The 23094-nt window shown below is 37.5% G+C and carries 19 protein-coding genes and 2 pseudogenes; 12 read left to right on the forward strand and 9 right to left on the reverse strand.

Annotated features, from left to right (window positions below):
* The 4 genes and pseudogenes from JFU50_RS15140 to JFU50_RS15155 form a co-directional block, all read right to left on the reverse strand.
* The gene (locus JFU50_RS15140; RefSeq protein ID WP_201223162.1) at positions 1-2181 is read right to left on the reverse strand and encodes a DUF1430 domain-containing protein; all 2181 of its coding nucleotides are present in this window, start codon (positions 2179-2181) and stop codon (positions 1-3) included.
* Between the two features lie 63 nt (positions 2182-2244).
* A complete protein-coding gene (locus JFU50_RS15145) occupies positions 2245-2676 on the reverse strand; it encodes a lactococcin 972 family bacteriocin (RefSeq protein ID WP_201223164.1) in 432 nt (143 codons plus the stop codon).
* A 412-nt stretch (positions 2677-3088) separates the two neighbouring features.
* On the reverse strand, positions 3089-3319 hold the full coding sequence (locus JFU50_RS15150; protein WP_201223165.1) for a GNAT family N-acetyltransferase: 231 nt from the start codon (positions 3317-3319) through the stop codon (positions 3089-3091).
* Between the two features lie 266 nt (positions 3320-3585).
* A pseudogene (locus tag JFU50_RS15155) lies at positions 3586-3756 on the reverse strand (zinc ribbon domain-containing protein); the annotation flags it as partial.
* Positions 3757-4292: 536 nt separating this feature from the next.
* On the opposite strand from JFU50_RS15155, the gene helD reads away from it, so the two are divergent.
* The 5 genes and pseudogenes from helD to JFU50_RS15180 form a co-directional block, all read left to right on the forward strand.
* Entirely contained in the window at positions 4293-6632 is a 2340-nt protein-coding gene (gene helD / locus JFU50_RS15160; protein WP_201223166.1) for an RNA polymerase recycling motor HelD, read from the forward strand.
* Between the two features lie 181 nt (positions 6633-6813).
* A complete protein-coding gene (gene sspL / locus JFU50_RS15165) occupies positions 6814-6948 on the forward strand; it encodes a small, acid-soluble spore protein L (RefSeq protein WP_201186571.1) in 135 nt (44 codons plus the stop codon).
* A gap of 270 nt (positions 6949-7218) precedes the next feature.
* Positions 7219-10389 (forward strand): ATP-binding cassette domain-containing protein, encoded by a 3171-nt coding sequence (locus JFU50_RS15170; RefSeq protein ID WP_201223167.1) that lies wholly within the window; start codon positions 7219-7221, stop codon positions 10387-10389.
* Between the two features lie 150 nt (positions 10390-10539).
* Entirely contained in the window at positions 10540-10995 is a 456-nt protein-coding gene (locus JFU50_RS15175; RefSeq protein ID WP_201223168.1) for an SRPBCC family protein, read from the forward strand.
* A gap of 70 nt (positions 10996-11065) precedes the next feature.
* Positions 11066-11164: pseudogene (locus JFU50_RS15180) on the forward strand (excalibur calcium-binding domain-containing protein); the annotation flags it as partial.
* A 185-nt stretch (positions 11165-11349) separates the two neighbouring features.
* Here JFU50_RS15180 and JFU50_RS15185 read toward each other — a convergent pair.
* Positions 11350-12333, reverse strand: coding sequence for an ornithine cyclodeaminase family protein (locus JFU50_RS15185; protein WP_201223169.1), 984 nt, complete (start codon positions 12331-12333; stop codon positions 11350-11352).
* Between the two features lie 34 nt (positions 12334-12367).
* Positions 12368-13666, reverse strand: a complete 1299-nt coding sequence (locus JFU50_RS15190) for an MFS transporter (RefSeq protein ID WP_201186562.1) — start codon at positions 13664-13666, stop codon at positions 12368-12370.
* Positions 13667-13838: 172 nt separating this feature from the next.
* On the opposite strand from JFU50_RS15190, the gene JFU50_RS15195 reads away from it, so the two are divergent.
* Both JFU50_RS15195 and JFU50_RS15200 read left to right on the forward strand, forming a co-directional pair.
* Positions 13839-14351, forward strand: coding sequence for a helix-turn-helix domain-containing protein (locus JFU50_RS15195; RefSeq protein ID WP_201223170.1), 513 nt, complete (start codon positions 13839-13841; stop codon positions 14349-14351).
* A gap of 34 nt (positions 14352-14385) precedes the next feature.
* The gene (locus JFU50_RS15200; RefSeq protein WP_201223172.1) at positions 14386-14523 is read left to right on the forward strand and encodes a hypothetical protein; all 138 of its coding nucleotides are present in this window, start codon (positions 14386-14388) and stop codon (positions 14521-14523) included.
* A 136-nt stretch (positions 14524-14659) separates the two neighbouring features.
* Here JFU50_RS15200 and JFU50_RS15205 read toward each other — a convergent pair whose 3' ends face one another.
* Positions 14660-15538 (reverse strand): hypothetical protein, encoded by an 879-nt coding sequence (locus tag JFU50_RS15205; RefSeq protein WP_201223174.1) that lies wholly within the window; start codon positions 15536-15538, stop codon positions 14660-14662.
* A 425-nt stretch (positions 15539-15963) separates the two neighbouring features.
* Here JFU50_RS15205 and JFU50_RS15210 point away from each other — a divergent pair, with 425 nt between their 5' ends.
* The gene (locus tag JFU50_RS15210) at positions 15964-17151 is read left to right on the forward strand and encodes a DNA cytosine methyltransferase (RefSeq protein ID WP_201223176.1); all 1188 of its coding nucleotides are present in this window, start codon (positions 15964-15966) and stop codon (positions 17149-17151) included.
* A 93-nt stretch (positions 17152-17244) separates the two neighbouring features.
* Positions 17245-17493, forward strand: a complete 249-nt coding sequence (locus tag JFU50_RS15215) for a hypothetical protein (protein ID WP_201223178.1) — start codon at positions 17245-17247, stop codon at positions 17491-17493.
* A gap of 401 nt (positions 17494-17894) precedes the next feature.
* Here JFU50_RS15215 and JFU50_RS15220 read toward each other — a convergent pair whose 3' ends face one another.
* Entirely contained in the window at positions 17895-18155 is a 261-nt protein-coding gene (locus JFU50_RS15220; protein ID WP_201223180.1) for a hypothetical protein, read from the reverse strand.
* An 82-nt stretch (positions 18156-18237) separates the two neighbouring features.
* Positions 18238-18435 carry a hypothetical protein gene (locus JFU50_RS15225; protein WP_201223182.1) on the reverse strand — a complete coding sequence of 66 codons (198 nt, stop codon included), beginning with the start codon at positions 18433-18435 and terminating at the stop codon, positions 18238-18240.
* Between the two features lie 221 nt (positions 18436-18656).
* Between JFU50_RS15225 and JFU50_RS15230 the strand changes: the two genes are divergently transcribed.
* Genes JFU50_RS15230 through JFU50_RS15240 form a run of 3 tightly spaced genes read left to right on the forward strand, consistent with a single transcriptional unit; the run spans position 18657 to position 22170 of the window.
* Positions 18657-19187 (forward strand): hypothetical protein, encoded by a 531-nt coding sequence (locus JFU50_RS15230; RefSeq protein ID WP_201223183.1) that lies wholly within the window; start codon positions 18657-18659, stop codon positions 19185-19187.
* Positions 19184-20788, forward strand: a complete 1605-nt coding sequence (locus tag JFU50_RS15235; RefSeq protein WP_201223186.1) for an AlwI family type II restriction endonuclease — start codon at positions 19184-19186, stop codon at positions 20786-20788. The genes JFU50_RS15230 and JFU50_RS15235 overlap by 4 nt, the downstream gene beginning before the upstream one ends.
* Positions 20789-20829: 41 nt before the next feature.
* Complete coding sequence (locus JFU50_RS15240) at positions 20830-22170, forward strand: restriction endonuclease PLD domain-containing protein (RefSeq protein ID WP_201223188.1); 1341 nt, start codon at positions 20830-20832, stop codon at positions 22168-22170.
* Positions 22171-23094 lie beyond the last annotated feature (924 nt).

Below are 23094 nucleotides of genomic sequence, written 5' to 3' on the forward strand. Positions count from 1 at the left end.
TTAATCTCCTTTTAAAACCTTGTTAATATTCTTTTTGCTAAAGTAACTGCTCAAGAGGTTTGCAAAGAGCAAGTCGATAGCCAAAACAACACCCGCCATCAGAAAAATGTAACTTGTACGGTGGACGACAAAATAAACTAGTAAAGCAGAAACGATAGCGGAGAACGCTGTAATAATAATGATGGTTTGGTTTCTTTTCCAATAAGAGTACCCGAATAAAGATTTAAGTGTCAGCTGATAGCTATTGGCGTTGTAATAAGCCCAGATAAATACCGAGAAAAAGATGATGGAAAAGAGGATAGCAATGATCAGAGCAATTGTTTGCTGGAATAGCTTCCACTGTAATTCGACAATCTGGTCATTGGCCTCGTTATAAACAGATACTACATTGTTTATTTCCTTGACATCTGTTTTCTTTAAAGCAGGCAGGATATGAATATACGCACTTCCTTTGGAATCGTCTAAAAAGAAAAGGGAGGAAGTGGTATTGGCGCCTATAACCGAAGTATCAAAACTATCATTATACAGAACAGCAATAGGGTCTGTGATATTGTTTTGGTTATCACCTGTATAACTGTCATAGGTGAAATAATCTTGTCCTTCTTCCGTATAAATAACATTGATAGAGAAGTCGTCTATTCTTTTGTGAATCAACGGCTCAGACATTTCCTCGTTGTACATATTGGCCACTTCAACGCTTTGGAAATAGAACCACTCTAAGTACGAAGCGATGATTTTATTTTCCTGACTTTTAAGTTGCTCCGGCACTAATATATCTAATGTATCATTTTTGTTTTTCAATTGTTCAGCTGCAGGCTTTCCGTCACTGCCGGATATTGGATTAATCTTCAGATAGTTTTCATCGATAAGGATACTTCTGCCTTTAGGGGAGTATAGATCGATTGAATCTGTCAAATCGAGCGCGTAGCTGTATACCGGATTTCCATCGTTATATTCTGCCACGTTGTAATTTTCAGAGTTGATCAGAAACGATCGATTGTTTTTCTTGATTTCTTTATAAAATTTTTGGAAACGGTCGTTCAAATCTCTATTAGCCGTCAGGTCATCTAAAACCTTGTCGTTCATTACCCCGACTTGAATCCGATAAACATCTTGAGTTTTATCCCAATAATCCAAAGCTTCGAGTTTGTTGCTTAATTGCTCATAGCGGGCTAGGGAAGAAGCGATAACGCTAAACATCACAATCGAAACCACAGCCTTCAACAAAGCCGATATCCATTGCATCCTTGTGAAAGGTAAACGTCCTCTAACGGCGCCTGAACCGCTGCAGATATATTGAGTAATCCAAGCCCCCGTCAGCATCATTAGTGAGAGAATCAAAAGTGAGACAATAGTAGCCAAGGCGTACGTCAAGAAATAGTCGATCCAAAAATGCGTTTGCCCCAATGCGAAAACAAAAGCGGCGACTCCTAAAAATAAGAGGGAGCAAGTCCACCATACAAAATACTTAAACGTATTAATGTCGGATACTAGTATTTCTTTTTTGTCATAGCCCCAAAGCTCTTGCAGCAGCAGTCTCTTTCGATTTTGAATAAAATAAAAAAAGAGCCCTATCACGAAAAGGACATAAGCGAAAATAACGACTATAACCAAAGAAGGATTGACCAAAACCGAACTATTCACTTCCATCGAAGTCGGTGATATAGCGCCATACTGGGAGAACTCCTTGATAAACAAGCTGATGATTTTGTTATCCGCTCCACTTAGATAAAACACATCTCCCAACCCGATGTTGTTCACTTGATTCATTTCATACATATGAACATCCCAGTTTGTTATGGGGAATGAGAAGACACCTGATTGTTTGCCGAAATCTGATTCCGGTTGATTGGAGATGAATGCTTCGTTAATCGGAAGTGTACCCGATTCCAAGTGAACGTCTGGATCACCACCGGGGTTCGTCGAATAGATGTTCAAATCCGTTTCACTGATGAAATTGTATTGAGAAATATTGATATTATGCTCTATAGAAAATGTATCTAGATGGACTAGAAAATCATCGTTTTTAAATTGAGAAGTCGCTTTGTCATAATCGATCTTTATAATTTGGTTTCCTGTGTATAAAAAATCAAATAATTGATAATTGAACATCAACGAATAGCCAAACAGGTTGGTTGCGAACATCACGATAGCAAACAGTAAACAAAGTATTTTTTTCACAAGCCCATACCCCTTAAAAAAGTGGCAAAGCGTAAAAACATACACTTTACCACACCTCTAAAATTATTTAGTTGCCCAATTAGCTTTGTTTCCCGTTAGAGAAGATTTAATCCAAACAGAAGCTTTATCACCTTTTGATTCCCAAGCACTATACTCTGTAGCAGAGGAGTTTGACGCACTTGAACGATGCTTTTTTGTTGGATGGTTGTATTTAGACGTGTGTCTATCTCCACCCCATTCCACTTCGAAAACGCCTCCGCCAGCATCTTTACCCTCCGCTACAATCGCAAAAGGAGATATGCCTCCGTTACCGCCATTTGAAGATTGACTATCATCAATTATTACGTTACCTGTCTCGTTTTCCTCAATTAGCGCATCTAGCTCGATGCCGCCGCTTTTAGAATTTTGAGCACCAAAGTTAGTTGCTGCTGATGCTCCGAATGCTGTTGTTCCTAAGCAAGCACACATTGTTAAACCTGCGATGAATTTTTTCAAACCAAATTACTCCTCTTTTTATAAAATTTAGTATTAGTACAGTGCCAATTATCCACAAAAACCACTACATTCGCAATTGTTTTTTACAATTCGTACTAAATTAGTAATTTATTCCTACTTTTTTGTTATTTTTTTCTAAATACATAAGGGGTAGTGCCTTTTTAATTCCACAAAGTCAGTAAACTCTTTGTACCGTTAAGGAGCAAAATAACCCGATCGCTGGATAACAATAAAAGAGCTAATCACAGTCCTCGATATTGGAGTAATGCCCCGTAAATTAAATGCGTATGTATATTCTATAGAGGTAATGTGATTTTTCTACTAACAGTTTTCATTTCAAAATTCTCATAAAATGAAATCGCTGTTTGGTTGAACTCCCATACTTTAAATCTAAGGATGATACTCCTCTGTTTTAAGACCATTCTACACAAGCTTTAAATAATTCTCTCCCAATTCCATTTCTCTGACTATCTCTTATAATTCCAAAATATTTCATATAAGTAAATTTTCTCGATGTCATAGACTCAAATGGAGACTCCTTTATTTCCAATACTGCAAAACCAACTATATCTCCGTTTCCTTTCGCTATAAAAATCTCACAATCTTGGTCTTCTAATAACTCTTGAAAGTATATGTCTGACATCACTTGGTCAACTTTTTCAAAATCAACACCAAAGTTTAACAGAGCCTAAAAATTAGAAGCCCTCTCTATAAAGGAGGGCTTCAGACTGTAGACAACCTCGATAATTGATTTCCACTCCAGGCACTCGCTTTCCGCGGGTGGTCCGGAAGCCTCCTCGGCGCTGCCTGCGGGGTCTCCCTTTGACGCACTAATCCCGCAGGAGTCTCGCCCCTTCCGTTTCAATCACATTTGAATGAAAACAGTTAATTCATTTTCTGATAGTTTGACTAATTCCATCGCTTTAATTTTGGGATTCCTCTAGTGAAAAACTTAGCAATAAATTTAGGCATCTTCATATTTTCCATCAAATGATTTTGAACAAATTTTTGCATTTCTATCGCAGTAATATTTTGAGTGAATTCACCATTTATATAACAATGACTACAATATTTAGTGCTTTTACTACCATCTTATTCAGTTCCTCCACCTAATTCATCTTTAGAAAACGGCATTCCACAACTTTGACATGTTTTATATTGTTTTATTATAAATTCCTCCTACAAAAGGTTTTAAGGATTACAAAGAAGCACTCGTTTTATAAAGTATTAGGAATTATCGGTATGGGTGGAATAGGATCTGCCGTTATGTCATGGGATACTACGAATCGCCGTTGATGAGAGAGTCGCCGCTACCATGAATTAAGTAGCCAGCAAAGCAATGAGGCTTTCAAATATGTAAATAGTCAAAAAAAATAACCAGCCAAGCTACATGCTCAACTGGTTACTGGATTTATATGTTAAATTAGAGTTTAAAACGACGATTTATTATGGCAACTGATGTGCAATATATATTGATATAATTCAGAAATTGTGATAAATTAGTATAGAAACACATTTATCGATATATAAAAACAGTTTACCCCTTACTATAAGTATAAGGTAAAACTCACCTCTAGTCAACCCCTAATTTCTCATTTTTTAAAGGAGTGTCTGATATGAACAATGAAATTCGGCAGGAGCAAGAACGTTTGGATGAGGTGATAGAAACAATTACGAAACAAATCAGCAAAATAGAAGGTGAAACTTCCCAGCGTAGAAAAGAAGTTGTTAGTATCCGTAAACACTTTTGGGATGACCTCAAGGTTAATATGGATACTTTCGATGATTACCTCGAGACGATCATTGGCTTAAGGCAGCAGGCTCAAGACTTGTCACAAAGCGAAGGGGCACATAGATATGCTTTCAAGAGGTTGTCAACACTGCGCCGCATGCAGGGAGTACCTTATTTCGGCCGAATTGATTTAACTGAAGAAGGGTCTTCCCTTACGGAACATATTTATATTGGGACCTCCACTCTTGCTGATACAACAGGAGAAAACTTCATTGTCTACGATTGGAGGGCTCCGATTTCGAGTGTCTATTATGACTATCCTCCCGGCCCTGTAGAATATTCAACACCCGGAGGCATAATCCGGGGGATGTTGGAGAAAAAGTGGCAATATATCATCAAGGGAGGGATTATCGAATCAATGTTCGATACGAGTCTCACCATTGGAGATGAGATACTGCAGCAGGTGCTTGGTAAGGGGACGGATAAGCATATGCACAGTATTGTGTCCACCATTCAACGGGAGCAAAATAGGATCATCCGGAACGATCGCGGACGTCTGCTCATTGTTCAAGGAGCCGCTGGCAGTGGTAAGACATCAGCTGCCCTCCAACGGATCGCTTACTTACTTTACAAGTATCGAGATAGGCTAAAAGCCAATCAAATCATTCTATTCTCTCCTAACTCAATGTTTAATAACTACGTATCCAATGTACTACCCGAACTTGGCGAAGAGAATATGCAGCAGGTAACATTCCAGGAATATTTGGACCATCGTCTGACTGACTCATTTCAAGTTGAGGACCCTTATGAGCAATTAGAATTTTTGTTAACTGCAGCGGATGATCCTTCCTATAGCACTAGGACAGCGAGTATCCGATTTAAGGCTTCAATTCGCTTCTTTGAGATAATCAAAACATACAGTCAATCACTAGAATTATCTGGAATGATCTTTAAAGGGTTAAGGTTTCGAGGGGAAATGCTCGTCTCCGCCAAACAAATCTCAGAAAGATTTTATAACACAGACACCACCCTACGTTTTCACAATAGGATTGAAAAGTTGAAAGAGTGGTTATGTGACTTACTTGATGAAAAGGAAAAGTTTGAGTTGAAACAACCTTGGGTCCAGGAGGAAATCGAGTATCTTAGCAAAGAAGACTATCAGAAGGTATACACCTACTTAGAGAAAAAACGCGGCGATACTGAAGATTCCTTTGACGATTATGAGAAAGAGAATAAAATGCTCGCGCGCATGATTGTTCGAAAGAAATTGAAGACGTTACGTAAACGGATAAAAGCACTTCATTTTATCGACATTAAGGGAATATACAAGCAACTTTTTGACGATCAAATACGGATTGAACTGTGGAACGAGGGTAAAACACCTGTCGAAAGGGAAATTTGCTTATCAACGCAAAAAATGCTGGACGAAGGTAAACTGCATTACGAAGACGCGACTCCATTTTTGCTGCTGAAGGAGCTAATCCTAGGATTTCAGACGAATACCTCTATAAAATACGTGCTTGTAGACGAAGCACAAGATTATTCTCCATTTCAATTCGAGTTTTTGAAAAGGTTGTTTCCTTCTGCAAGGATGACCGTGCTTGGTGACTTTAACCAGGCAATATTCGCTCATGCCAGCGAACGGGTGGATTTCCAGACTCTTACCAGTTTATACGGAATTAGTGAAACCGAGAGTATAACCTTGGCTCAAAGCTACAGATCCACAAAGCAGATTATAGAATTCACACGTGAACTAGTTCCTGATGGACATCGAATTAAGGCGTTCGACCGTGAAGGCGAAAAACCTGTACTGACTCAAGTGTCGAACCGTGATAAATTGCACGACAAAATCGTGTCTAAAGTCAAAGACTTTCAAAGTCGTGAGTATAATACAATCGCAATAGTATGTAAATCTGCTGCGGAAAGTGCCGCTGCATACGATGCCCTTAGTACCATCGGTGAAATTAAACTCGTACAGAAAGGCACAAATGAATATGAACAGGGTGTTGTTGTCATTCCGGCTTATTTGGCCAAAGGCATCGAATTTGATGCTGTCATCATTTATGATGCATCTGTGCAAGCATACGGTGATGAGAGCTTACGAAGATTGTTCTACACCGCATGTACCAGGGCTATGCATAACTTGCAGATTTATACGGTTGGAGAACCCAGTCCTTTCTTACTCAACGTTGCAACGGATAGTTTACTTCTGACATTGGATTAACAAAGAGGGCCCCAAATATGGAAAACAGCTTTTTGAAACCTGTGTAGACTTTAGTTCTATGCAGGTTTTTTTTTGGGGTAATCTTTATAAGTTCCTGATTTTAGAGAGACGTTCACAGAAAGAAACGACCTACATTTTAATTTACAACAGTTCGGACATAATATACTTGGAGGTGAAGGAAATGAGTAAAAAGACAGCAGGAAGAGGCCAAATCGCACCAAGTGTTAACCCGCAGGGACATGGAAAAGATGTCGAATTCGCCACTGAGCCCAAAAGCGAGCTTGAAAACAAGGCAAAAAAGTCCAATACAAAATAAGTGTATTGGGCAAAAATATGGTCTTACTTCGTAAAGAATGCCCTTCTCTTAATCGAGAGGGGCTTTTATAATCTTTAAGAAGGCTCTAATCATCCTATTTATTATGAAAAAAAATCCAAGTCCACGATTTATGTCGATGAATCATACGTTTTTGGAGCAGTGGAATGTGAAAGAATAGAAGGATGGAGCTACCGTTAAAAAAACACCAAATACATTTGTCGCTGTGCTAATATGAAAGACTGAGCTTAATAAACTGGAGAGGAGTTACATATGAAAATAAATCGATTAATAGCGAACAATATAAACCATTTAGATTCATCACTACCAGACGACCAATCATTAGGAATTGCTGGATTATCCGGTTCCGGGAAAACGACTTTTTGTCAAACCATTGGGGAAGAATCCAAGAAGCGTCTCGTTTCCTTATTGCCCAAGTCTGAATATCAGTATTTATTTCCTAATATTATGGAAACCAACTTCAGCGCCATCAAGATGGAAGAAATGCCGCTGGTCCTTTTTCTCGGCAAATCATCCATTTCAGCCAATCCCCGTTCAACCATTGGCACACATACTGGTGTGTTTAAAGAAATTCGTGTTTGCCTTGCAGAAAAATTCAACCTTTCTCCGGAAGTTTTTTCATTTAATAATGCCTTAGGCTGGTGCCCCACTTGTAAAGGACGCGGTACGACGAAAAATGTCGAATGTCCAAAGTGTGAGGGGAAGCGCTACAATCAAGAAGTCGAGCAATATACCATTGAGTTATTAGATCGTCCGCATACTATTTCCGATATCAACAACCTAAGCATTGAAACGATCCTTTCGCTTGCAGAGACATTACATATTAGTGAAGCTAAACAGCATATTCTCCAAAATATAATCAATATGAATATTGGTTATTTAGGCTTAAACCGTATTATGGGGACAGTTTCAGGGGGAGAATTAACACGGCTTTATTTGGCCGAATTCATGGCAACAAGTGAAAATACCGTGATCATCATTGATGAAATCTCCGTCGGTCTTGATCATCAAACACTTTTGAAGATTTTAGAACAGATTAAGCAATTAGGTTATAAAAATCAAATTTGGCTCATTGATCACTCAGACACGGTGTTAGATAGCACAGATGAACAATTGTTCTTTGGACCTGGCAGTGGGAAATATGGCGGGAAAATTGTTGAGGAATCACCACGTCCCAAACCAATCAGCTGGGAACGAAATGAAGCAACGCCAACGGAATACTATCAATTTCAGGATCTTTACTGCCGTAATATTCAAATGGAAGAAATTCGGATTCCTAAGAATAGGCTCGTTACCTTTACGGGTGAGTCAGGCTGCGGTAAATCTACACTTGTCAATGAATGTATCTCTAAAGATTTTCAGAAGCGGTATCCAAAGGATAAACTGGTCATGGTCGGGCAGGACCGAAACAAATCGATTACCAGTCGATCAACCGTTGCGACGTTTCTTGATATTAAAAAGAAACTCACCAAATACAGTGATGAAATTGATGATATTTTTCAGCGTTCGATCGAAGATATCATCGAAGAATTGCCAAAGGAAGACATCGCTCATAAACGCTTGAGCTTATTGATCAAACTTGGACTTGGTTATTTGACGTTAGAAAGAAAAACACAAACACTATCGACTGGTGAATTTCAATGTGTCCACTTAGTTTCCGAGCTGTTCGCGAAGACAAGAAACCCACATACGCTGTTTATTTTTGACGAGCCTTCAAAAGGGTTATCGCAAAATATTTTAAACCAATTCATCGATAGTGTCAGGGTCATCCTGGAGGATGAATCAGTCTCCATCATCATGATTGAACATAATGGTTATATGCTGGAAAGCTCGGATTATATCGTTGATTTTGGAAAAAGACAGCTTGCACCTGTCCAGCATCTTGACGTTGTCAGTCATGATGATCATTATCGTCACAAAAACAGTGAAGATCGAGTGGAGCCATTGCAAATCTCTTCCACACTTCGGTCAAAAAATGGCATCAATTATTTACAGGAAAATCATCTGGACTATTTTAAAAAGGCAGAGAACGTCTATAAGGGCGGCATTTTAAAAAGCTTATCACCAATCGCTCGTGTGATTTATGGTGAATACGAGTCAGACACGATCGCACCTGTGATCGCCATCGATCTGGAACGGCACTTGTATAGTCAATATACGTTTCTTTATGAATTGGGCGGAATGATCAACCATCTAGTGGCAGCACATCCGACCAATAAAGATACAAGAAGCTTCGATTTCTATTCTGCAGAAAATCATTGTCCAAGCTGTTCGGGCCGCAGGGTCATTGAAAAATTTGACTTTGATGTCGTCATTCAAGACAAAAACGTGCCATTCTGGGATGGCTTATTACATCCAGACGTGATGGAAGTACTAAAGTTTTATCAACATTCAAAACTGCAATTCCTGTTTGATGAGATCAAGAATGAACTCGGTCACGACATTAGTAAAAGCTATAATGAGATGACAGATGCCGAAAAGCAGACCTTCTTATATGGGTATTGGGAAAAGTCCTTTTACGATAAAGCAGGCAAGGCATCAAGGACATGGGAAGGATTCAATTTCATCATTGGACGTTATATGTTCATATCGAAATCGATCATTAAAGAGCAGATGAAAGCATCAAAAGAGATGATCGCCTGTCCTGTCTGTCAAGGAACGGTCCTGAACCATCATAAAAAACTAACATTTGGTGATACAGACATTCGCGAGATCATCCAACAGCCGATTGATCAAGTCATCAAAGTTGTAGGGAAGCTGCCAGAACTGGAAAAACTAAAAGCGATTGTGGGCGGCGATATCGCACTTACAGATGATGTCTCATTCCTCCCTCGGGAAATAAAAGCGGCGTTGAAAATGCTCGAACTGGAACTGGCAAGCTTCGTCGGGTATGAAGTGGTTTTACAAAATACCCTGCCATTCTGGGGCAGCATTAAAGGTAATATCGAAGCAATCAGCAGCAAAAACCAGATCACCATCTGTGACTTTGCCAATATTAACGAAACAAGAGAAACCATTATTGATAAATACTTCACCAATGGCAAATACAAAAAACTAACCTATGTCTATGAAGCATTTGGCTACAAAAAAATCGTTACCCAAATCAATAAAATTAAAGCAAGTCATAAATGTCCATTCTGTAATGGCAAGAAAGTCATTTCAGAAGATAACATCCATGACGGTGTGTATAAATTAACGATACCCTGTGTGAGTTGTCATGCCAGTGGCATCGATGATGAAGGACGTAAAGCAATCGTCGAGGACATTGACGTGCAGACCTGGCTGACAGGGAAAGTAAGTGATGCCGTGGCTGAAAGTGAACGTACCGAAGCCATTGCCGATATTCCGATTTTCGCCCGGATTCGTGAATTGAATAAACGAGATATGATGGCAGTTTATCAATGCCTTGAACAGAATAAATAAATTTGAACAGCACTATATTGATAAAAAGTCCGCCGATAATGGCGGACTTTTTTTAGAAGCTCAGGTGATCCTAGATTATATGGACCCAAGTCAGTTGTTAATTTGGTTTTACATAGTAAAGTTAATATAATGTAGGTAGAGGTGATTCTATTGAAAACATGGACAAAAGAAATAGAAATAAACGCTCCAATTGAACAGGTTTGGAAGTTTCTTGATGGTTCTGTAGAAAATATGCAACAAATCATGCCTCAAGTAGTGGAACAAAAGCCCATTAAAATAACTGAAGAAGTGGTTGGAAGTGTATATCGCCAAAAATATAGAGAAGGAAAACGAACAGAAGAGTATGATATAGAAACATTAGAATATTCGAATGCAACGAATGAGAAAAAGCTAAAAGTAGGCTTTACACTAGCAAAAATGTTTGAAATTACAGCTTTATATGAATTAAATAAAATCAATGATAATAAGACTTCCTTTACATATACAGTCACCAATCGCCCTTTAAAGTGGTTTGTGAAATTATTTTTATTGTTTGCTACTGAAAAAGTGGTAGTTGAATTTTTAGAACGAGTCAAAAATGTAGCTGAAGCAGAAACGGGTAGGTAATGATGTTAAGTCAATCTTCCGCAATCGACACAACAACACAGATAGAAAATGATCCATCTTTTTTCAAGATGGATTCAGACTGAAATACAAGCCCCATGTTTCAAAGGCACTATATGATGCCAATAAAAAAAGCGACCGTGATAAAGACTTGATCGCTTGTGAAAATTAAGGATTATTCAAAAGGCCCTTCCGAAAGAAGGGTCTCTTTTTTTAAGATGAAATGTTACTGCAAGTTAAGGCAAATGATTATCCCTAAAACAAAAAAACGCGTTAGGTCTCATGTTGAACGTCTCCTGTTTTTTAAAAAATCGGGTTGTTATTTCATTCAGCGATAGCAAAATGTATTGGCTTCTTTTATACCTCAATCTCCATCCCAATGTTCCGCTCTTTCGATTGGCAGTAAACGCCTTTTGCCACAGCGAGGTCAAAGTAAGCAGCACCGACTGATTTAAAGAAGGTAATTTCCTCTTCATTTTCCCTGCCTTTCTTGGTCAGCATTACAAGTTCATAAAGCTCCCCATGAATATCATTAAACGACCAATTCCCCTGATTGGCTGCATGAATGAGTTCTCCTGCTTCGTCCTTCACACCCGCCAAATCGTCGACGATAATTTTAGCAGCGCGTGATACCGTGGTATTATCCACTTCTTTCATATGCGGCAAATAAGACCCGACTCCGTTAATGTGTGTGCCCGGCTTTAAATCCAGCCCGTTAAATACAGGCTCGTTCGAGCGGGTTGCACAGCAAATAATATCTGCTTGACGAACAGCTGCTGAAACATCTCCGAAAACTTCAAAAGGAACGGTTACTCCGAATGCCCGCAGCTTTTCACCGAATTTCTCCGCTTTCTCTGGTGTGCGATTTACTAATAAAATACGCTCAATGTCCCTTACGGCTAACACACCAATTGCTTGTTCAAATCCCATAGCCCCTGTTCCAATAATCGTGAGAACCCGTGCGTCTTTACGAGCAAGAAAGTCTGTGGCAATGCCGCTCAATGCCCCCGTTCTGAGACGTGTTAAATATGAGGCATTCAACAATGCTAAATGTTCGCCATTTTCTGCATCTGAAAGCAAGATGACTCCTTGTGTTGTTGCCATCCCCCTTGAAGGATTCTTTGGAAAAATGGTAACAACTTTGACCGCCGAAACTTCTTCGGATAAATCAGCGCTTGGCATGTAAAGTGCCGATGCCTCGTGTTGAGGAAAAGCAAGAACTGTGCGATGGGGGTTGTCTATTCTTCTAGCACCATGTGCACGTAATACGGCTTTTACATCCGAAATTGCGTCTTTCATTCCATATGTGTTTTGAATTTCCTTTTCACTTATAACCAACATTCAATTGTCCTCCTTAAAGTAAAAGAACCATAGATTACATGGCTCTACTATTATGCGTTTCGTCTAATTTCTGATTACTACGATCCTTAACTGCCCAAATCGCTGCTAGTGACAAGAGAGATGCAAAAATAATATAAATGGCGACAGGAACATAGGAGTTATTAAACCTATTAAGTAAAGCCGTTGCAACTAGCGGCGCCGTTCCTCCTGCCAGAGCTGCCCCGATTTGATATCCAAGCGTGATGCCGGTATAACGAATCCTTGCATCGAAAATTTCCGAGAACATCGTTCCAAGAACAGCTGTGATGGGAGCCCAAATAACCCCTAAACTTATCACTGTTGCAATGATTAATAAGAGTACCGATTTTTGCTGCAGCAACCAGAAGTATGGGAATGCAAACAGTGCCATCCCAATCGTTCCGCCTATAAACAGCTTTTTGCGGCCAATTTTATCAGATAACATCCCCATGAATGGTATTAAAATCGTCGTTATAATTGTTGCAATCATGACTGCAGTCAATGTAGCTGTCCGTGAGAAACCGAGATTTGAAGTAGCATATGATACGACAAATGTGCTAAAAATATAAAATGGCGCTGTTTCTACCACTTTGGCTCCCACGGCGATAAGCACTTCACGCCAATAATTCTTAAGAGTTTCTACAATCGGTAGCTTTGGAACTTCTCCGGATTCCTTTACTTTTTTGAAAGACGGTGTTTCATCAATTCCTTTACGAATCCATAGGCCGAAAAATACAAGCAAAGCACTAAAAATGAATGGTATACGCCATCCCCAAGTAATGAATGCGCTTTCAGGAAGCAGTGTCATAATAGATAAGGCAATGGTTCCAAGCAGCATTCCTATCGTAACACCCATCTGAGGAATAGCTCCGAACAAGCCCCGTTTCTCAGCGGGAGCATATTCAACGGCCAATAAAAGCGCGCCTCCCCATTCACCGCCAATTCCTAGACCTTGAACTAAGCGCAGCGTGATCAATAAAATCGGCGCCCAAATACCAACGGCTTGATACGTAGGAAGAAGCCCCATCCCAAATGTTGCGACCCCCATTAAACTAAGTGTTAAAACAAGTGTTTTCTTTCTCCCAATACGATCGCCAATATGGCTAAAGATCACTCCGCCAAAAGGGCGGATGAAGAATGCTAACGCAAAGGATGCATAGGAAAGCAACAGCCCTATTGTCGGATCCTCATTCACGAAGAACAACTGGTTAAACACGAGAGCTGCAACAGTCCCATATAAAAAATAGTCAAACCACTCAATCGAACTTCCGACTAAACTCGCGATTAATATTCGCCGCATTTGTTTCTTTTCCATCTTGAGTCACCCCTTCAAAATTGAAGTATCACTTCAATTGGTTATTTCTTTCATTTTAAATAATTAGAAATTTTCTGTCAATATTTTTTGATAAGTTATTAATGATGGAACATTCATCAAAATTTGTCATGTATAATGTAGCTAGATACTATGTAAAAAAGGGGGCATCTGTATGCCTTTTGATTCAATCGGGAAAAAACTGAAATTATTGAGGAAAGAGCGAAAACTAACATTAAAGAGTCTAGCTGAACAAACAGGCGTTTCGATCAGCTTTTTATCACAAGTAGAACGGGGAAAATCAAGCGTCACATTAGAGTCATTAAAAAAAATCGCTGATACATTAGATGTCAATCCAAGTTTCTTTTTTTCTGAGGACCGCTCCCAAGAAAATTCAGATTCGAATCATGAACAATTTCATTATCAGAATTTATCCAGCGGCAATCGTGATGCTGTTTTTTCACCTATTCTTGTCACTTTAAAGCCAGGGGAAAATAAAGGAAGCGCTTTTTCTCATACCGGTCATGAATTTTTATTCATTATCGAAGGGAAGTTAACAGTGGAAATAGAGGGAGAAAGAATAGAACTCCATGAACAGCAGTCATTCATGTTCGATGCTAGAAAAGCCCATTACTGGTTTAACTTCTCGGATCAAATTGTCCGGTTTTTGGTGGTGTCGTCGAAATAACGTCATGGTGAATCCTAATATCTTGTTTCACAAAATGTTCCACGAAAGGGCGCTTTCAGAAATTAGTGCAACAGCCATTTTCTTAGCTTCAAATGGTGCAGTAGCAATCACAGGTAAAGAAATTTTGGCGTTACAGGCGGAATGTAATTATTGGGGGGTATCCCCAATATAGAAAAAAGAGCATGATTTCTATTGAAATCATGCTCTTTGGCTATTTTTAGTAAAGGGAAATCTAAGGGGCTGACCAATCAGAAATGTTACTTAAACCAGGATTCACCATTTTACCATACCACTCTAGGGCCCGTTCTTCACTTTATTCCCGATAACTTTGTTTTATAAATTCCTTCGTTATTATAAATATAAATAGTTTCGCCTCGCATGGCTAAACGACCGCTAATTTTTTCACGATGCTCATCGACATATTGAATGCGTCTACCTTTTTTAAATGTATCTCTTTTTCTGTGGCAAAGGTAGCTATCATAACCGTCGAAAATGGCCATAGAATCATCACTAATCGCAAACTCCCAGAATGAATCTTTTTTTACCTCAAAAAAGGTTGATTGAAAAAGTTCATCTAGTATAACGAATTTAAAATCATGGTAATAGTAAAAGCAAACTTTGTCTGATGAGGCGACATTTAGTGCATAACAATCTGAAATATCGTACTCACCCGCATGCCATAAGATATTTCCCTGTCGATCAAACAAAATCAAACCATGTTGTCCAATCGGCTCGTCCCATCCATAATTACCAAACACGCCTTCATCAAAATAACTGATCCAAATGCGGTCATGCTCATCGACCTGTACAGACTGAATGCCGTCACCAAACGTCAGTGCATATAAAAACCGTCCGTTACAATCGTAAAAACGTGCATTTTTATCAGGTTTCCCCTCATTATATTCACATCTTGAACCAACAAGCATAATCGTGCCATCCGAAAACGTTTGTACATGATGAATATTGATAGGTACATCATAAAATTTAATTTTTTTATACTGTTGATTATTGATGATATGTACCGTCCAGTTTTGCTTTATGGCTACCTGTACAAAACCATCCACATGCTCTGGCTGAATCGGCGTTTCTAACAACAACAAATCCCCGTTTGCGGCAATTTCCGCACTAATACAATCATCCTTACTATTAAGCATCATCACTTTTTCACAAACTAATTTGGTTTTCATACTTCGCTCCACTTAATTTTTTTCATTAATTTATATTAATTTACAAAAATATACTTTTGGAATCCTAGCGTTTAGTATATCATACAGAAGCCCTACTTGTTGTGCTGACATAAGGTGGGATTCAAATACCTGATATTGCTGTGTGACCAATTTACAATGCATCTTTCCAAAAATATTTGTAACTTTACTAGAAGCATTGCTTCATACCTTGATGAACGGAACGGTCAGCTTAACTCTTATCACGGTTGCCATCTTTATTTATTATATATTAGACCTCCTCAATGTTATTTCAGTACGATTTACTTAATTTAAAACTTAGCAACAGCTTTTTGATGAAAAAAGTAGTAATATATATTAATAGCATATATATATGCAAGAACTTTTGTTCGTATTGCGCATCAGTTCTAAATGTAGGAGATGATAACATGATTTTTAGAAAAGGTGAATTATTTAACGGCCCAGGTGGTCTAAGTCTAGCAGCTAAGAATACCGTCGTTATACATCCAGAAACAAAAGAAGAATATAAAATACAACATACATGGTCAAATGACTTCGATCAAAATGCTTGTAAAACATTTGCATTAAATATCTGTGGTAACGAAGAAGATCCAAGTGTCATTTGTGGCCCTGTAGAAAAATTACCAATCGGTGACCGCACTGTTTTATCTGACATCGATTGTTTTGCATTCGGTTTCCCATGTAACGATTATAGCCAAGTTGGAGAAAAGAAAGGCTTAGGAGGTACATTTGGTCCTCTATATAGCTATGGTGTAAAGGTTTTAAATGAATACAAGCCCAAATTCTTTGTCGCTGAGAATGTAGGGGGTCTTCAAAGCGCAAATGAAGGAAGGGCCTTTATTAAAATCCTACAAGAGCTGGAGAATCCTGGAGATGTAGATTACGTAGTTACACCACATTTATACAAATTTGAAGAGTATGGTGTACCACAAGCACGACACCGAATTATTATTGTTGGTATCCGTAAAGATTTAGCCGAACAAGGCATTGAGTTCAAAGTACCTGCACCAACAACACCAAATTCTGCAGATTATAAAACGAGTAAAGAGGCTATTGAAAATCCACCGATATCTGAAGATGCACCAAACCATGATTTCCCTCGCCATACGGCGAAGGTAAAGGAAATGTTAAGCTACATTCCACCTGGTGAAAATGCTTGGTACATTGGAATTCCTGGAGAATTAAAACTGAATGTAAAAGGTGCACGCCTAAGTTCTATCTATAAGCGTCTTGATCCAACACGTCCAGCCTATACCGTAACAGGTAGTGGTGGCGGTGGTACACATATGTATCACTGGGAGGAAACACGTGCTTTAACAAATAGAGAAAGGGCACGCCTACAAACATTCCCAGATGATTTTGTCTTTACAGGTAGTAAAGAAGCTGCACGTAAACAAATTGGGATGGCTGTACCACCTGCTGGAGCACAAATTGTATTTGAAGCAATTTTAAAATCATTTGCCAAAATCCCATACGAATTTGTTGAACCAACAAAGAAATTCCAACTAGAATATCTTCAAAAAGAGAAATCAAAAAAAATATCAAAAAATGATATCAACGCTGAAAAAGAACAATTAGCCTTCAATAATATCTAATGTGATTCACTAAGGGGCCGTGAGAATGTTAAGTGAACGTGATCATCAAGGAATTTTACACAAGTTTGAAGCTTTAAAAGGTGAAACTTTAGTATGGATTTTTTAATTTCGTGTCAAGCAACCGAATCGGATGAAAATTATGGTCAACAAATTATCTGGAAAGATAAAGCGCGCCATGAATTTGAAATCATTGAAATGAGACCTCCTAGTAGCCCAAAAGATAATCGTAAAATAAGCGATATTACAACAGCAAGATACAATCTACGAAACCAGATACCGATAGGTAGAGGTATTTTCATTGTAAAGCCTTACGCTTTAATTTCAGGCTCATCTACTATCTAAGATACACTCACTAACAAAAGACTTGAGCAGTGTAATAATGATAGTGAAATAGAAATATAACTCCTGTACATTATGTAGTATATATGTTTCTCATTCACGGGCAAGCCACATAATCCTTGGGTAGCAAGTAATGCCTACGAACGTTAGATATACTTACAGGGCTTATTCTTTGCTCAAACTATGATTTTTTATTTGATAAAGGGTTGTTCACGTTTAAAGAAAGTGGGGAAATCCTTATTTCGAGTCAGCTCTAGACAACACAGCAAATGAATTTTATTGTTAACGAGCTTTTAAAAATCATGATGACTATTCAAACGGCGCATTATATGGAATATCACTGCGGTTTTATATGAAAGTAATAAGAAAAAGGCACAGAGCTATACTTCTGTGCCTTTTTCTTATTACTGTATTTCGATTAGATTCAATAACTCATCCAAATTAGACTTAATCAAATGAATTGGTAAACCAACATTAACTTCTGCATCTAGTGGCACGCTTAGATAGGTCTCTTCCTCAGTTAAATTATTTTTATAGGAGATCGTTAGAATAATTAATCGTGCGTGGCAAAACGTGCTTTCTCCACGGCAGTTCACCCCTTTTAAACGCCAACCATGGCTTTCCATCTTTAGCTGATAGAAAGTCCTCATGATTACCCCAACCAACGATATCTCCTTTAACTTCTTCTAATTGTAAGATCCGTTCAGAATTTTGAGGTAACTGTGGATTGTTAAGCTTTTCTTCTTTCTACTGAAAACCTATCATTACAACGATCAGCCATAGGTGTTCCGATTTGGAGAATTCAGTACCTTCAAATGTAGATTCAACCTTTTCTTTAAAGATACACTCCGCAATTTTCTCCGTAATGTGATCAGCAATAAAAGCATCACGATTTCTCCCTCTTGTGAACCGAACTGCCGTTGACTCTGACTTCGATTTTCCCAAGTAGCATCTGCAAAGTCATAGTATTGTGGATGGTTTCACGATTGATTTTCATCATTTCTAAAACCTTCCTTTTTTTTCGATATTAACATCAAATTTACATGATCTGAATTTTCCGTCAAATAAATATTTGTTCATTGCAATTTATTATCCTTATAAGGTTAATAAATTGCAATGAACTTCTGGGATAATATAAATATCACAAATAAAGGAGATATGAGGCTATGAGTTCACAAGAACAAACCTTAAAACAATCTCTAAGAAAACTTTCAGAAAAGTATCTTTCCTCAGCTATTATGCGTAATGACATACTGTATTTCTTAAAAAATGATGTCGAATGCCACTCTGCGCACGTAAAATTAGCTGAAAAATCAGGAAAAAATTCCAATTCGACATATAAGGATATTAATGAACACTCTGTGATCAATGCCATTAGCTTGATACGATATTGGCATGCAATGCAAGAAATCGCAAGAGAGTCTCATTTTGATGAACAGAATATCCCTAAAATAGATGATTTGCTGAAAAAATACGCAAACGAAATCAGTTTTATCAACGGGATAACAGATGCCAATTCTTTGGATGGCTATATTAAAGAAAATGAGCAATTTACTATTCAATTAGTGAATTATTTCCACAAGGATATCTCTAGTTTAAGCAAAAATGATCAAGACCTACTTAATAAACTTCTTAAAGATTCTCCAATTTCACAGCACTTTAAAGAATCAAAACTAGAAAGGATGAAAAGAGTATGAGCGAACGTAAAGTATGGTTTATTACTCGACCTGAGCGTGATCCACGCTTCCATGCAGAGGCTATTAAAGCGTTAGCAGAATCAACAAATGATTTCTCAACGAAATGGCAAGGAAATCGTGAGGCACATAAGCACTTTGAAGAAGTGCTAGCTTTAAAAGGACTCAAACGAAACAATATCAGTAATGACGGATCAGGTGGACGTACTTGGTGCGCCATGTTAAAAACGTTCGCTTATTGTTATATCGATCATAAAGGATATGTAAAGCCTACAAAAGTAGGCCAAGCCCTAATTGATGGCGTCAACGAATATCAAAATGTGAAAAAACAAATTCTTACACTGCAAATTCCGAATGCATACTTTTTAGAAAGTGGCTTCCGACCAAAATTTGCTTCAGCTTTCCATATACGTCCTGCTCGTTTTTTAGTTCAACTTGTTCAAAGTCACGAGCTGGAGTATTACGTAACAAAAGAAGAAATAACATATTTTGTTTTAACAGCCCAGCATGACAATGAATTACAAGCAACTATTAAACGCATTCTTAATTTCCGAAATAGTGATGATTCTACAAAAGAAGCGCTTAAACAAAAAGTAGCCGTAGAATATGATCATCGTGCACGGAATGATCATGCTGCACGTGATTATTTCCAGGCACACTCTGATGTAGCACATACATTTATGATGCTTTGTGAATACACAGGACTTGTAGAATATCATCGACGCGAAGCCATTTTAACAATCGAAGCCGATTTAAGTGAAGAAGCAAAGAAGGTAATTGCTTATTATGATGAACGCTATCCTTTTAATGCGCGTTATTTAATCTCTTCAGAGCGTATGGCTCAAAATAATGGGCTCGATATTGATAGTTATAAATTTAATGGATTTGGGGCTATTAAACCTTCTAATAATCAGTTAAAGTTCAAGAATAAAATTGAAGCGATTATAAATGACGTTCCGAATGCAGTTGAAATGACGAAGGAAGAGCTATTGCCATGGTTTATTCCTGTATTTGGACAAAGAGAAGCTCAAAAAATTGTGGATGGCTTCATCATCGATAAACCAGAATTAACAGCTGTCCCTTCAGAATTCGTTGAAAAGTATTTAGGTGAACTATCGCCAAGTGAATTCGAAAAAGAGACTGTCAAAATCCTTAAAGCGATAGGATTTGAAGTAGAATACCAACCTAAACTAAATGGAACCTCTACTGAAATCGAAATTTTTGTACAATATGGCGATCAATCTGGCATTATCGACACAAAACACTACCACTCTGGATTCCCTTTATCTCAGAATTTAGCGAATTATATGGGCAGTGAATACATTCCTAACTATTTAGACTATGGTAACAGCCCTCTTTCGTTTTATGGCTATATTACATCCGCTAAATACACCGGTGAAAAAAAGCTACAGTCCATTACAGTCTTAGCTGAAAAATTAACTGGTCATCACATTGAAGGATTTCTGATGCAACGTGACATGTTAATCGGATTCCTCGATTCTTGTTTAGAAAAGGGACTTACTAAGGAGCAAAGGATTCGAATCTTCATTAATGCTATTCAAAATGTAGGAATCAATCAATTTGATTATGAACTAGGAATGTAAATAGGTACGTAAAAAAATTCATTTGGTGAGGATAACTTTAAATGTATATAACTAGAGATTTTAAAGAGCATGTTATCGGTAAAATGTACGATCTAGGCTATAGAGATCTTAAAATATTATCCGGTAGTGTCAGCCCAATAATAGTAGAAAGAACTTTAAGTGAATTCAGTGAACTAAACTTAAAAGTTTATATTGGAATGATTGCTAAAGACGGTATATCAAAATGGACTCATCAAACGTTTAAACATTTAGTACAAAGATATCCTAGTCGCCTAGAGATTTATTATCACACTTCTTTACCAGGGCAACATAGTAATATTTACTTTTGGGAAAAGCCATTACTTTTAGGGCTGGAAGAAAGAAGTTTTGTAGGGTCAGCTGCGTTTACATTAAACGGATTTGATTATCAAAAAGAAACTCTTGTCAGCTATAATCGTGCTGAAATAGAAGAGGTATTTAAAAGACTAGCGCTAGTGAGTTGTAACGACGTACATGTAGAAACCGCTGTAACAATTCATAACAATGTAGAGCCCGAATTAGTAGTAAATTTCGAAGAAAATCAGTTGAACCTCCTTGATATCCCGGTTAATGCCAATACAAACAATGAATTTACGTATATTGATATTCCGTTAACAATCAATGGAAGAACAGAAACACCTCCAAAGTCGGGAATTAATTGGGGGCATAATGGACGTTCTGGATTACGCCAGCCTTCACGTACAGGGAATGAAGCTTATCTATCAATTTCGCAACATGTACATCGAGAAAATACTCATTTCCTTCCAGACGAAAAAGAAAAATTATTAGTTTTAACAGATGACGGAGAGATGTTTGTTTGTGTAGTAGCTCAAGGTAAGAGAAAAGCTATTGAAACTCCGGATAGTAACAGTATATTAGGAGCATACTTAAGAAATAGAATCGGCGTTTCATTAGGAGATTTTGTAGAACTATCAGATTTAAATCGATATGGTAGAGACTCAATTCGTTTAATTAAAATTCATGAAGGTCTATATTTGTTTGATTTTTCTGTTGAATTAAATTTAGGTAATTGCGAGGATCGACTATTGTACATTGACGATAGAGGGTCAGAAGTAATCTCTGAAGAAGAAGATATGCAGATCTTAGGAGAAACAGTTTTTATTCGAGTTCCTGAACTAGATATTGATGTTTATAGTGGTTGGCTTTGTTCATGGAATGAAGCTGAAGGAGAATTTCTAACCGATTCGGATTTAATTATAATTAAAAGGCTCGGCACAGATGAAATTTTATACGATGAAGCTGGAAGTTCATTGATTGTGGCCATCTCAAACTACTGTCGCACTATAAGTGTACTACATAATATGGAACACTTAAAAACTCTAGAGTGTGAAATAATTGAATAAAAAACTGGACTGGTATATTTTATTTAAGTGTAAATATATTAACTAAGATCACATCGAAAAGTATCAAAAGTGCGCGCTCAAATGAAGTAAACACATAAAGTTATTTAGCAACTTGTAAGGTCTGAACTCGGTATTGTACCAGGCTCAGGCCTTTTAATTTTTTACTTAATTATAGTTTGTTGATTATTGTAATTGATTTATTTCGTTAGTTCTTGTTTAAATGCTTTATACCTTCAAATTCATATAGATAGAGAAATTCAGACTTCATGATGCTAAAGAAGTTCCCCATCACGGCTTTATCGTAATAATTACCTATGCGCGTCAAATATTGTTTAATCTCATGCTCATTTAAGGCCTGGCGATACTGTTTCATCTGATAGTGCCAAGTCGTTCAAACGATTTCATTAACATCTCTGATACAAGGTAAATAGGTAGGTCTAGATCGATTGTAAACGTAATAATATCGCTATTAAACAAATCCGAACTCGGAGATAAACCCACTTTTCATTAGGCTTTTCGGCTCCCTTTCACTTCATAATCTACCTTAGAATCTCTTACCTCAAAATCAAATTCACATCCTAAATCACAAGTGTAGACTAAATTACCTTGAGGGAATCTATCTATACCAATTGACTGTAATCAATCTTTGCTCTTTACACCATTAAAACTTCAATAACGTTACCCTATCCAAGATTTCTCACTGCATCTTTATTATTATTTTTTAGATAAAAAGCTATAATTAATAACTTTTTTCTCTTATGCATTTGTTCATCCCCACTGATAAGAATAATACAAAAGTAGACAATAAAACAAAAATCAAAATTATCTTGAATACTACATTATTGAAATATTTAAATATAAAAGATATATATCTTGAATATTTTTTAATGATTTTATATTATTTAAAATATAAAATATATATTT

Origin of the sequence: Peribacillus sp. TH14, assembly GCF_016651145.1 — a bacterium.
Lineage (GTDB): Bacteria > Bacillota > Bacilli > Bacillales > DSM-1321 > Peribacillus > Peribacillus butanolivorans.